Annotated in this window: 11 protein-coding genes; 10 read left to right on the top strand and 1 reads right to left on the bottom strand. The window is 65.9% G+C overall.

The window, feature by feature from the left end; genetic code table 11:
* Nucleotides 1-41: 41 nt before the first annotated feature.
* Nucleotides 42-770, top strand: coding sequence for a guanosine phosphorylase (locus tag B1756_RS00160; RefSeq protein ID WP_086886710.1), 729 nt, complete (start codon nucleotides 42-44; stop codon nucleotides 768-770).
* Nucleotides 771-786: 16 nt separating this feature from the next.
* On the opposite strand, the gene B1756_RS00155 is transcribed toward B1756_RS00160, so the two are convergent.
* Nucleotides 787-1,638 carry an HNH endonuclease gene (locus B1756_RS00155; RefSeq protein ID WP_086886709.1) on the bottom strand — a complete coding sequence of 284 codons (852 nt, stop codon included), beginning with the start codon at nucleotides 1,636-1,638 and terminating at the stop codon, nucleotides 787-789.
* Between the two features lie 143 nt (nucleotides 1,639-1,781).
* On the opposite strand from B1756_RS00155, the gene B1756_RS00150 reads away from it, so the two are divergent.
* From B1756_RS00150 to B1756_RS00110, 9 genes are all read left to right on the top strand, one after another.
* Nucleotides 1,782-2,795: an AI-2E family transporter gene (locus B1756_RS00150; RefSeq protein WP_086886708.1), complete on the top strand. Its 1,014-nt coding sequence runs from the start codon at nucleotides 1,782-1,784 to the stop codon at nucleotides 2,793-2,795.
* A gap of 103 nt (nucleotides 2,796-2,898) precedes the next feature.
* Nucleotides 2,899-3,315 carry a universal stress protein gene (locus B1756_RS00145; RefSeq protein ID WP_086886707.1) on the top strand — a complete coding sequence of 139 codons (417 nt, stop codon included), beginning with the start codon at nucleotides 2,899-2,901 and terminating at the stop codon, nucleotides 3,313-3,315.
* Between the two features lie 294 nt (nucleotides 3,316-3,609).
* Nucleotides 3,610-4,092, top strand: coding sequence for an SPW repeat protein (locus B1756_RS00140; RefSeq protein ID WP_086886706.1), 483 nt, complete (start codon nucleotides 3,610-3,612; stop codon nucleotides 4,090-4,092).
* 205 nt (nucleotides 4,093-4,297) lie between these two features.
* Nucleotides 4,298-7,036 carry a leucine--tRNA ligase gene (gene leuS, locus B1756_RS00135; RefSeq protein ID WP_086886705.1) on the top strand — a complete coding sequence of 913 codons (2,739 nt, stop codon included), beginning with the start codon at nucleotides 4,298-4,300 and terminating at the stop codon, nucleotides 7,034-7,036.
* Nucleotides 7,037-7,245: 209 nt separating this feature from the next.
* Nucleotides 7,246-7,542, top strand: coding sequence for a DdfA family disk-determining factor (locus B1756_RS00130; protein ID WP_086886704.1), 297 nt, complete (start codon nucleotides 7,246-7,248; stop codon nucleotides 7,540-7,542).
* Nucleotides 7,543-7,716: 174 nt separating this feature from the next.
* Entirely contained in the window at nucleotides 7,717-8,316 is a 600-nt protein-coding gene (locus B1756_RS00125) for a DUF420 domain-containing protein (protein WP_086886703.1), read from the top strand.
* A gap of 101 nt (nucleotides 8,317-8,417) precedes the next feature.
* A complete protein-coding gene (locus B1756_RS00120; RefSeq protein ID WP_086886702.1) occupies nucleotides 8,418-9,887 on the top strand; it encodes an extracellular solute-binding protein in 1,470 nt (489 codons plus the stop codon).
* Complete coding sequence (locus B1756_RS00115; RefSeq protein ID WP_086886701.1) at nucleotides 9,877-10,920, top strand: carbohydrate ABC transporter permease; 1,044 nt, start codon at nucleotides 9,877-9,879, stop codon at nucleotides 10,918-10,920. Before B1756_RS00120 ends, B1756_RS00115 begins: the two co-directional genes overlap by 11 nt.
* The gene (locus B1756_RS00110; protein WP_086886700.1) at nucleotides 10,920-11,915 is read left to right on the top strand and encodes a carbohydrate ABC transporter permease; all 996 of its coding nucleotides are present in this window, start codon (nucleotides 10,920-10,922) and stop codon (nucleotides 11,913-11,915) included. Before B1756_RS00115 ends, B1756_RS00110 begins: the two co-directional genes overlap by 1 nt.

Here is an 11,915-nt window from a genome sequence, read left to right as displayed (position 1 = left end):
CTCTCGAACGATTTTTCTCGCCACCGGGCAAAGCCCGTGCTATGGGAACGCAACCGCACCTGCTCGTCGAGGAAGGCGATCTGACGGACCTGGCGCTCGTCCCCGGTGATCCGGGCCGTGTCGATCGAATTGCTGACCACTGTGACGAGGCCGAAGTGGTCGCAGAAAACCGCGAGTACAGACTGGTCAACGCGACCTACGACGGTCGCGACCTGACGATCTGTTCGACCGGCATCGGGAGTCCGTCGGCAGCCATCGCCGTCGAGGAACTGGCGAACGTCGGCGTCGAGACCTTCCTTCGCGTCGGCACGACGGGTGCGCTCCAGTCGGGGATCGAGATCGGCGACATGATCGTCGCAACGGGTGCGGCCAAAGACGAGGGGACGACCAAGCGATACGAGAACGTCGAGTACCCGGCAGTCCCCGACTACGAGGTCCTCTCGGCGCTGGTCGATGCCGCCGAGGCAAACGGCGAAGATGTCCACGTCGGCCCGATCACCACGGACGACGCCTTCTACGCCGAGACCGACGAGTACGTCGCCGAGTGGGAGGCCGCAGGCATGCTCGCCGTCGAGATGGAAGCCGCTGCGATCTTCACCCTCGCCCGACGCAACGGCCTGCGTGCCGGCGCGATCTGTACCGTCGACGGCAACCTCGTCGAGGGCACCCAGAAGGGGACCGAGACCGACGAGGACGAACTCCCCGAAAAGGCGAAGAACAACGTCGGCCGAGCGATCGACATCACGCTCGAGGCCGCCACTCGGCTGTAGCTCAGTCGCTGTATTCTCACTCGAGTCTCGCTTGCTCCGACTGCAACTGCTCGGCGACGATCGCCGTCCGTTCGGTCAACGCCTCGGTCGTTCCAGAGGCCGTCTGCAGCGTCTGGTTGATCGCGCCGTAGAGCGCCTCGAACTGAACGACACGTTCGCCGGCTTCGTCCGTCGTCGTCCAGTCGTCGACGTCGACGCGCTCGAGCCCGCAGACCGCACAGATATGGTTACCCGGCACCAGCGGATCGAAACAGCCGGGGCAGCGCTCGAGCCCGGCGACGACGGTCTCGCCGAGGGCGACGATTCCGCGGAGTTCCGACTGGAGTTTGGTCGTCGTCCCCGTAAATTCCCGCAGGGCGTCGGCGAGGTCGGCCTCGAGCGCGTCGGAGTCGACCGCGTGGAGGTGCTCGAGGGTCGCGTCGACGGAGTCGATGGCGAGCAGGACCTCGCGTCTGGCCTGTCGATATTCTGCAGCGATGTCGGCGATATCGGCGGGTGAAGCGGGTGCAGCCTCGTTCTCAGCACCCGACTCCTCGAGTGCATCGGGAAGTCCGGTCGTCAACGAGGCGAACGCGGCGACGGCGGTGACGGTCACACCCTCGCGTTCGGTGGCCTTGCGGACGAGGTCGAACAGCGTCGCGTCGTCGTAGCCGCCGTCCTGTGGCTCGGCCCGGAGCGCGCCGAAACAGGAAGTACAGACGGTCACGAGAGCGCTCTGGTGGATCGCCCCCTCACGGGGAACGTCGCCGACGGGGTAGAGGCGCAATCCAGCGGGGTCCTCGTCGACGGTCGTCCCACATCGTCTGCAGGTGTGCTCGTCGCGCTCGAGGACCGCCGCCCGGTCGCCGTGCCACTCGCCTTCTGTCACGGGCGAGCGAAGACGTCGAACCGACAAAAGTACTCCGACCGACACCCGCTGCCGGCGTGCTCACTCGTTCATCCGTTGACGACACTTACGCGTCGTTACCGGTCGGTAGCAGCGTTATCCCTCCGGAGGTGGGACGAAGGCACGTGAACCGGAGCAAAGGGTACCTGCTCGTTCTCGTCGTCGTCTTCGCGTACTTCTCGTGGCAACTGGTCGCGCCGTTCCTCGGATACGTGCTGGCAGCGGTCCTCATCGCGTTCGTCCTGACGCCGCTGCAGCGACGACTCGAGACCGTCGTCCCGGCCGGGGTCGCCGCGTTCGCGCTCCTCGTTCTCGCGCTCGTCGGATTCATCGTCCCGTTCGCGATCGTGGCCGTTTTCGTCGCCGACGACGCCGCGAACGTTCTCCAGAACGTCGACCCGGACGACGTCGGCGTCGCCGAACTCGAAGGCTGGGTCGAAGACGAACTCGGCATCGACGTCGACATCGTGGGGGCGGTGGCCGACTCGGCACAGGAGATCGGGAGCATCCTCGTCGACCAGACGACCGCGTGGTTCGGCCTCGTCACCCACACGGTGATCGGCCTCGGCCTGACGCTGTTCTTGCTCTACTACCTGCTCAAGGAAGGCGACGCGCTCCTCGAGTGGCTTCGCGGTCGGACGCCGTTGCCCGACGACGTACAGGACGACCTGTACGCCGCGCTCGACGAGGTGATGTGGGCAGTTCTCGCCGGCCACGTCCTGATCGCGATCGCACAGGGCGCAATGGGTGGCCTCGGATTTATCGCGACGGGTATCCCGAACGCGGTGTTCTGGACGTTCGTGATGATCGTCCTCGCGATCGTCCCGCTGGTCGGCGCATTCCTCGTGTGGGGCCCCGCCGTCGGCTACCTCTTCGTGACCGGCGAGCCAATCCTCGCGATCGCACTCGGCATCTACAGCCTGATCATCGTCGGGCTGACGGACGACTACCTCCGCCCGATCGTCGTCGACCGCTACGCCCAACTCAGCCCGGCGATCATCATCCTCGGCGTCCTCGGTGGCATCTACGGGTTCGGGATCATGGGCCTGTTCTTCGGACCAGTCCTGCTCGGCGCCCTGCTCGCCGCGGTGAACGTCCTCGACGATCACTGGGAGGAACTCGAGCCAACGAGCACCTGATCGGTCAGCGGAGAAGCTCCGGCCGCCCGGCGGCGTCGGACGATACTGCCCACCCGCGGGAATCGACCCTGCGCTTATATCACCCGGGAACGAACTGCTAACCATGCACATTCTGGTTCCGCTCGACGACTCCGAGCCGGCCTGGGCCGCCCTCGAACACGCGCTCGAGGACAATCCCGGGGCACAGCTAACTGCATTGCACGTTATCGACCCGAGTACGGCACTGTACGGAGAGGGTGGCGTCTATGCCTACGAGGCGATCATCGACAGTCGCGAGGCGGCCGCCGAGGAGTTGCTCTCGGAGGCCGAGGAGCTGGCCGCCGACTACGACGTGACCCTCGAAACGGAGACGACGATCGGGCAGCCGTCTCGAGAGATCGTCGCTTACGTCGAGGAGGAAGGCGTCGATCGCATCGTCATCGGGAGTCAGGGCCGCTCGGGGGCCTCCCGGGTGCTTCTGGGAAGCGTCGCCGAAGCTGTCGCGCGCCGGGCACCCGTGCCCGTGACCATCGTTCGGTAGCGCCTCCCCTGGTGCGGTCAGACACCCGGGCCCAACCCGGCTGCACGGCCGATTGGACCAACAACCGGGACAAAACGAGAAGTAAATCCACTCGAGTCGGTAACTACGGATTACCACTGCCGGTGGCGAGCGACCAGTGGTCGATTGGCCGATCGTAACACGTCACTGGGTGGAGATACCGATCGTTCCGTCTCCGGGCGCTCGAGAGCCCTTGGCGGCCGTTTCGCCGATCTCGCTGGAACGGTCGAGTCGCTTTTTCACTGGATCGGTCGTAGGCCGAGTCGGTGAGAAACCGTGAGTGACTCGAGCGCAGATCCGACCGACGACCGTGGAACCGACCGATCGACCGAGCAACGAAGCGCCGACCGGACGTCAGACGCACAGGGGCGAAAGTGGCTCAGCGGGTTCGTCTCGCTGATCGGCCTGTGGATCGCGATCTCCCCGTTCCTCTACGAGGCAGCAGCGAGCATGCTCTGGAGTAGCGTGATCGTGGGGGCGGGGATCTTCCTGCTGGCCGGGTACAACTTCTACCGCCACGTGGCCGACCACCCGACGAGCCTCGGCGTGATGTCGCTCGTGGCGTTACTCGGCCTGTGGGTGCTCGTGTCGCCGTTCGCCATGGCCGGGGAGTTCGCGATTGACGGCCTCGAGGTCGCAGGCGAGGGACTCATCTGGAGTTCCGTCGTCGCCGGCATCCTGACGGCGATCCTCGCGGCGTACATCGCCTACGACGCCCGCAGTGACGTCCGAACCGGCGCGCCGGCCGGTACGCAGTAGGCCGCTATCGGTCTGCCGGCTACGGTTCGACCCACAATTTCGTCGGCGCTTCCCTCCGTCGCTTTTTCTGCGCGCTCGAGAGCGTCGCCGCTCGCCGAGCACACGGTTCGGGATGACCGGCCCGGGGCCGTCGACGCACGCACGTCCGGGGGAGAACAATCATATGGCCAGCACACCCACTCCTGACAACGGAGTACTCGAGTGTATGACGGGCCACTACGACCACGAGCAGGCACAGGAGTTCTGGCAGTACGTCTGGGAGCGCGACGAGGTGTACGAACTCGACGAGGACGCCACGGACCCGACGTACGTCCTCGGGATGTTTCCTTACACCTCGGGTACGCTCCACATGGGCCACGTCCGAAACTACGCGATCACGGACGCCTACGCCCGGTATCGACGCATGCAGGGCGACGACGTCCTCCACCCGATGGGCTGGGACGCCTTCGGCCTCCCCGCCGAGAACGCCGCTTACGAACGGGCGAGCGATCCCGAATCGTGGACACAGGCCTGTATCCGCCGCATGCGCGAGGAACTCGAGACGATGGGCTTCGGCTACGACTGGTCCCGCGAGATCACCACCTGCGAACCCGACTACTACCGCTGGAACCAGTGGCTGTTCGCACGCCTCCACGAGGCGGGGCTCGTCGAGTACGAGGCCGCCGCGGTCAACTGGTGTCCCGACTGCGAGACCGTGCTGGCGGAGGCACAGGTTACCGAGACCGACGACGGCCGGGTCTGCTGGCGGTGTGAAACCCCCGTCGGTCGCCGGGAACTCGACCAGTGGTTCTTCACCATCACCGACTACGCCGAGGACCTCCACGACGGCCTCGAGGAACTCGAGGAGTGGCCCGAGGGCGTCAGGGAGATCCAGCGAAACTGGATTGGCCGACAGGAAGGTGCGCGGATTACGTTTGGAGTGAGCGAGCCGCCATGGGGCTCGGAGAGCGAGCCGCCACGGGGCTCGAGCGAACGCGGCGAGGAGGCCGACCCGAGAGATTCCGACACCGTCGACCAGAGCATCGACGTCTTCAGCACTCGCCCGGAGACCATCTTCGGCGCGACCTTCCTCGCGGTTTCGCCGGGCCACGAACTGGCCGCCGACCTCGCCGAGCGCGACGACGCGGTCCGCGAGTACGTCGAAACCACCAGAGAAACGCCACCGGAAGACGTCGGGCTCTCCGCCGTCGAAACCGACGCGACGGCGATCAACCCACTGACGGGTGAGCAACTCCCCGTCTACGTCGCCGGCTACGTCCTCGAGGACGTCGGCACCGGGGCCGTCATGGGCGTCCCCGCCCACAACGAACGCGACCACGCCTTCGCTCGCGACCACGACCTGCCGATCGAGGGCGTCGTCACGCCGAGGGACGCAACCGACGCGGTCGACCTCGAGTCTGCCCCCTACACCGGTGAGGGGATCGTCGAAGACGGTGGCGAGTACGACGGCCTCGAGACCGAGACGGCCCGCGAACGGCTGCTCGAGGAGCACGACGCACTCGAGAGCGACGTCACGTATCGGCTACGCGACTGGTTGATCTCCCGCCAGCGCTACTGGGGGACGCCGATTCCGGTCGTCCACTGCGAGGACTGTGGGCCGGTCCTCGTCCCCGAGGACGACCTGCCGGTCGAGTTGCCGGAATTCGTCCACACGACGGGCAACCCGCTCGACGAAGCGGGGGAGTGGAAGGAGACGACCTGTCCCGACTGCGGTGCCGAGGCGACACGCGAGACCGATACGATGGACACCTTCGTCGACTCCTCGTGGTACTTCCTGCGGTTTCTCTCGCCGGACCTCGAGGATGCGCCGTTCGACGGCGACCTGGTCGACGAGACCCTGCCCATCGACGTCTACGTCGGCGGCGAGGAACACGCCGTCCTCCACCTGCTCTATATCCGCTTCATGATGCGGGCGCTCGCCGACCTCGGCCTCCACGACGTCCGCGAACCGGTCGAACGGCTCGTCAGCCAGGGGACGGTCCTCTACGACGGCGAGAAGATGTCCACCTCGAAGGGCAACGTCGTCGCGCCGCTCGAGTACGGTGCGGAGACCACCCGACTGTTCGTCCTCTCGGCGGCCCATCCCGAACAGGACTTCGAGTGGACGGCCAACAACGTTCGCGGGGCCTACGACCTCCAGCAGACGCTCTACCGGATGGCCTCGGCGTTCGTCGAGGAAGGTGAGCCGCGCGTCGAGCGCCAGCCCCACGACGAGTATCTCGACCGGGAGATCGATCGGACGATCGCTGCCGTCACCGACGAGTACGAACGGTTTCGCTTCCACCGTGCAGCGACCGAGATCCAGGAACTCGCGCGACTCCTGCGACGCTACCGCGAGTACGACCAGCCCCACGGGGAGTGCTACCGCCGCGGCCTGTTGACCCTCGCCGCGCTGATCGCGCCGATGGCACCACACCTCGCCGAGGAGGTCTGGAACAAACTGCGCGGCGACGGACTGGCCGTCGAGGCCGACTGGCCCGAGCCACGGAGCGACGCCGACGAATACGCGACCGAACGTCGATTCGTCGAGACCACGCTCGAGGACGTTCGCGACATCGTCGACGTCGCAGCCATCGACGAACCGGAGCGGATCGACCTCGTCGTCGCCCCCGACTGGAACTACCGCGCGGTCGAGCTCGCACGCGAGCAGGGGACAGACGAGCCGATCGATGGCGACGCCCTCATCGAGTCCCTTTCCGAATCCGACGTGTCCGTCCCGGACCGGGAGACCGTCGGCCGGTTCGTCGGCGGCCTGCTCGAGCAACGTACGGGCCGAGGGCTCGACCGGCCGTTGCCCGCCGATCGCGAGCGGGCGATCCTCGAGCGCGCCGCGTGGCTGCTCGTCGACGAATTCGGTGCCGACGTCACCGTTCGACGAGCGACCGACGACGGGGACCTCGCGGAGAAAGCGAGGCCGGGGAAACCGGCGATTCGGATCGAGTGAGTCCCGGACTCCCCGACGAGTACGGCTAGCCTCGTTGTCACGTGTCCGGTGTGATCCGCCGGCACCGATCCCCCACCAGTGTCACGCTCTGACACTCATCAATCGTCCGGACGATCCTTCGATATCGAAGGTACGATCGCATTAACCTATCACTTCGTCGACCGGGAAGGACAGGTTTATTCAGGCGGGTTCGATACGGGAACGATACGATGGAGGGTGGTGACAGCGTCGACGAGACGGTGACGAAACCGCCGAGTCAGACGGTGATCGACGCCGTGGCCGACGCGGAGGGGATCGATCCAGCCGACCTGCGGCCGCCGGCGTACGACCCGCTCCACGCGGTGGTGGACCCGGACTCGCTCGACGCCCTCTTCAGCGATCGAGCCGACGGTGCACCCCGGCCGACCGGTTGTGTGACGTTCAGCTACTGTGGCTACGTCGTCACCGTCGCGAGCGACGGCTCGGTAGTCGTTCGCGACCCCGCAGACGTCGAACCCGACGAGTAACACGAGCGAACCGACGCTCGAGCGGGCTGCTCTCGTCTATGTTCGACGGGCGTCCGGCTGGTCGCACTCGAGTGGAGAGGCGCGCCTGACGGTAGCCCTGATCCGCCACAATTTCGACGATCGAACCACGACAGAAGGGCAAGACAGATAGGATGGGGCTCCTAAGCCCCGACAATGGCAACAGCGGCTGCGAGACGGCGGATTCGAGAGCGGCCGATCGGCATCACGATCTTCCTGACGATCGTCGGCTACGCACTCGTGATCGGAACCTTCGTCCTCGACGTGCCCATCTATCCAGACCTCACCGAGGCGCAGGTGAACCTCCTCACCCACGCCATCGCGGTCATCAACGCGGCGACGACGATCCTGCTCGTCCTCGGCTGGTACTGGATCCGGGCCGACGAGGTCGAGAAACACCGGTACGCGATGATCGGGGCATTCGCGTTGATCCTGCTGTTCCTGGTCGTCTACCTGCTCAGAGTCGGCGGTGGCGGCGAGAAAGTGTTCGTCGGCCCGCCGCTCGTGCGGAGCGCGTACCTGATCATGCTGGCGATCCACGTCGTCCTCTCGATCGTCGCCGTGCCGGTCGTCCTCTATGCCCTGCTGCTCGGGCTTTCCCACACGCCCCGAGAGTTACGCGGAACGGCTCACGCCCGCGTCGGTCGGATCGCCGCCGCCTCGTGGATCCTCAGTCTCGTCCTCGGGGTCGTGACCTACGTGATGCTCAATCACCTCTTTGCCTACGAGTTCGCGATGGTCGTCCCGCTCTTGTAGCAGTAATCGCCCGTTGAATCCCTCTTCGAGCCTGACTGTCTCCGTTTCGTACGTCGGTCCTGCCCAAGCATTATTGTCGCGAGGGTGGTCTCCGCGAGGGCATGGGTGAGACGCCACCGACGGGAGACTCGAGACGACCATGGTCCCGTCGCCGGGTTCTCGAGGCGACTGCGGGGGTGAGCGCGACGGGCGGTCTCGCCATCGCGGGCTGTCTCGGGCGAGGCACGCGCGACGGGACCGTCGTCATGACCGCGGCGACGGACGTCGAGGGGATCATGTACCCAGACGATGGCGACTCCATCCAGGAGGCCCTCTGGGAAGCCGGGCTCGACGAGGACATCGAGATAGAGATCCAGACGGTCGTCAGTGACTCAGACGCCCGGATGGAGGGAGCTCAGGCCGCCTTGCAGGCCGGCCGGGCACCCCCTGACATCCACATGATGGACAGCGGCTGGACGGTGCCGTTTATCCTCCGGGAACAGACGACCAACCTGACCGAGGAACTGCCCGACGACGTCGTCGACCACGTCGAGAGTGAGTACCTCGAGGCGATCCTCGAAACGGCGCGCGATCCGGCGACCGACGACTTGCACGGCCTGCCGCTGTTTCCCGACCTGGGGTTCGTGCTCTACCGGCGCGACCTGATCGACGACGCTGGCCACGAGACGGGCGACTGGGACGACGAGCCACCCTCGTGGGAGGCGTTCGCGACGGCCGTCGCCGACGCCAACGACGACAGCGGCGTCCAGTACGGCTTTACGACGCAGGCGGACGCCTACGAGGGACTCGCCTGCTGTTCGTTCAACGAGGTGATGACCTCGTGGGGCGGTGCGTACTTCGGCGGCGCAGACAACCTGTTCACCGCCGGCGACCGCCCCATCACGGTCGACGACGAGACCGTGATCGACGCCATCCGGATGATGCGGACGTTCATCGACGCCGACGACCCGAACGCCCTCGAGGGCTACCCGGAGATCTGTCCGAGTGCGATCGTCCAGTGGACCGAACAGGAGTCACTCGGGCCGTTCGAGGCCGGCAACGCGGTCGCCCACCGCAACTGGGCGTTCGCCATCTCCGAAACCGGCGACGAGGAGGTCTTCGGTGAGGACCTCGGCGTCACGACGATGCCAGTCGGCGTGCCCGACGACGAGGCCGAGTACGACGGCGTCGGTGGGACTTCCTCCGCGCTGGGTGGCTGGAACCTCGTCATCAGTCCCTACACTGACCGCCACGACGAGGCCCTGCAGGTACTCGAGGCGTTCACCCACGACGAGGTCATGCTGACGATTTTCGAACTCGGTGGCTTCCTGCCGCCGAACGTCGAACTCGTGACCGAGGCCGACGAGGGTGAAATCGGTCCCATGGCGCGGTACGCCCCGCAGATCGAGCGCGCGAGCGAGAACGCTCTCTCCCGACCGGTCACCGACGTCTGGCCGGAACAGTCGGCGCTGATCTACCAGGAGCTCAACGCCGCCTATCGCGGGGTCAAAGCGCCGGCCGAGGCGATGGCCGACCTCGCGGGTCGACTCGAGGCGAGCGAATCGGAGGTGGCCCAGCGCGATGGCGGCTGAGACGGATCCCGACGGCGACCCGTTGTTAGACGCCGACGACGGGACCGACAGGGGCCAGACCGGTAACGTCGTCGTCAACTGGATGGAGAACCTGAGCGAGGCGGCCTACGCGTACCTCCTGTTACTTCCGGCGTTCGCGCTGTTGACGCTGATCGCGTTCTACCCGTTGCTCGCGACGCTCGTCACCTCGCTCCGAGAGGATCAGACCCGGGGTGCCGAGCCGCTCGGCGACTTCGTCGGCCTCGACAACTACGTCGACATCCTCACCGGGAACGCGCGACTCGCCCGACAGTTCGTCGACGTCGGCCTCTCGACGTCGTTCCCGTTCGTCGAACTCGGAACGCCATTCCTCCAGCAGGCGCTGTTCGTCACCATCGCGTTCGCCGTCATCAGCGTCACCCTCGAGACGATCATCGGGTTCGGACAGGCTTACGTGCTCGATCAGGAATTCCGTGGTCGCCGGTGGGTCCGGGTGGCGATCATCCTGCCGTGGGCCGTCCCGATCGTCATCCAGGGGATGATCTTCTTCCTGCTGTTCCAGCCCGAGGTGGGCTTCGGTACCGACGTCATGCAGTGGCTCGGCGTCTTCGGGCCGAATCCGCTGGCGGATAGCCAGGATGCGTTCATCATCATCCTGATTGCCGACGTCTGGAAGTCCTCGGCGTTCATGGCCCTGCTCATCCTCGCAGGGCTCCAGAGCGTCGACCGGAGTCTCTACGACGTCGCGCGCGTGGCGGGGGCGTCCCCGTGGCAACGGTTCAAACGCATCACGCTCCCACTCGTGTTGCCCGCACTCCTCGTCGCGATGCTGTTCCGAACGATGGACGCCATGCGCGTCTACGGACTGATCGAATCGAGTGCCGGCTGTACGACCCTGCCGTCGTTGACCTGCCTCGTCGTCGAGGCGATGTTCGGCGGCACCCGGATCTACGCGACCGCGGCCGCCGTCGCGTTCTCGACCGCCGTCGTCATCGGGATCATCATCTCGGTGTACGTGGTGTTCTTCCGCGACACCGAGGGAGGGATCTACTGATGGCTCGCGACGTCGATCCGGCCGACACCCAGTCAGGTGGCGAGACGGCGTCGAACGCCGACGTCCTCACCGACGCCCACGAGGCCGACCTAGAGCGCGGACCGCTCCAGCGATGGGTCGCGAGTTCGATCAGCGACCCCAGTCGCGTCTACCGGGCGATGTTCTACGTCGCGGCGATTTTCTTCCTCGTCACGACGCTCTTTCCGTTCTACTGGTTGCTCATGGTCGCGCTGACGCCAGAGGGTCAGTTACAGGACGTCATCTTCACGCCGAACGGCTTCAATCCGGGCGCGTTCGTCGAGGTCTTCCAGACGATTCCGTTCCACTGGTACGTGTTCAATAGCTTCGTCATCGCCGCCGCCTCGACCGTGCTCGTCCTCGTCGTCGCGAGCCTGGCGGGATACGCCTTCGGTCGACTCGAGTTCCCCGGCAAAGTGCCGCTGTTACTGCTCGTGCTCGTGATCTCCTTTTTCCCACCAGCGGCGTTTTTCATCCCGCTGAACGACCTCTTCAACACCCAGTTCCTCGCGCTCGAGCCGATCACCGGCGACGGGACTCTCTACAACACGCCGGGGGCGATGGTGCTCCCGCTGTCGGCGATCTTCATGCCGCTTGCCATCTTCATCCTCACCGTCTTCTACTCCCAGATCCCCGACGGGCTCGAGGACGCCGCCCGCGTCGAGGGCACCACTCGACTGGGCGCACTCTTTCGCGTGATCGTCCCGCTGTCGGCCCCCGGCGTCGCGACCGCCGGTGTGTTGACGTTTATCGCCGTCTACAACGAGTTCTTCTTCTCGTTTCTGATGACGGACGGGCAGGTCGAAAACTGGGCCCCGCTGCTCGAGGGGATCCTCGCCTACCAGGGTCAGTACGAGGTCATGTACCACCTCATGGCCGCTGCGAGCATCATCGGCGTGATCCCCGTGGCGATCCTCGTCATCCTCGCACAGGAGAAGATCGTCAGCGGGCTGACCGCCGGCGCACTCAAGGAGTAA

This window comes from Natrarchaeobaculum aegyptiacum, assembly GCF_002156705.1.
GTDB lineage: Archaea > Halobacteriota > Halobacteria > Halobacteriales > Natrialbaceae > Natrarchaeobaculum > Natrarchaeobaculum aegyptiacum.
This window is presented reverse-complemented; position numbering and strand designations above follow the sequence as displayed.

Excerpts from the sequence above, each read along its gene's own strand:
- leuS (WP_086886705.1), top strand. The coding sequence starts at position 4,298 with ATGACGGGCCACTACGACCACGAGCAGGCACAGGAGTTCTGGCAGTAC.
- B1756_RS00145 (WP_086886707.1), top strand. The coding sequence starts at position 2,899 with ATGCACATTCTGGTTCCGCTCGACGACTCCGAGCCGGCCTGGGCCGCC.
- B1756_RS00160 (WP_086886710.1), top strand. The coding sequence starts at position 42 with ATGGGAACGCAACCGCACCTGCTCGTCGAGGAAGGCGATCTGACGGAC.
- B1756_RS00130 (WP_086886704.1), top strand. The coding sequence starts at position 7,246 with ATGGAGGGTGGTGACAGCGTCGACGAGACGGTGACGAAACCGCCGAGT.
- B1756_RS00115 (WP_086886701.1), top strand. The coding sequence starts at position 9,877 with ATGGCGGCTGAGACGGATCCCGACGGCGACCCGTTGTTAGACGCCGAC.
- B1756_RS00120 (WP_086886702.1), top strand. The coding sequence starts at position 8,418 with ATGGGTGAGACGCCACCGACGGGAGACTCGAGACGACCATGGTCCCGT.
- B1756_RS00110 (WP_086886700.1), top strand. The coding sequence starts at position 10,920 with ATGGCTCGCGACGTCGATCCGGCCGACACCCAGTCAGGTGGCGAGACG.
- B1756_RS00125 (WP_086886703.1), top strand. The coding sequence starts at position 7,717 with ATGGCAACAGCGGCTGCGAGACGGCGGATTCGAGAGCGGCCGATCGGC.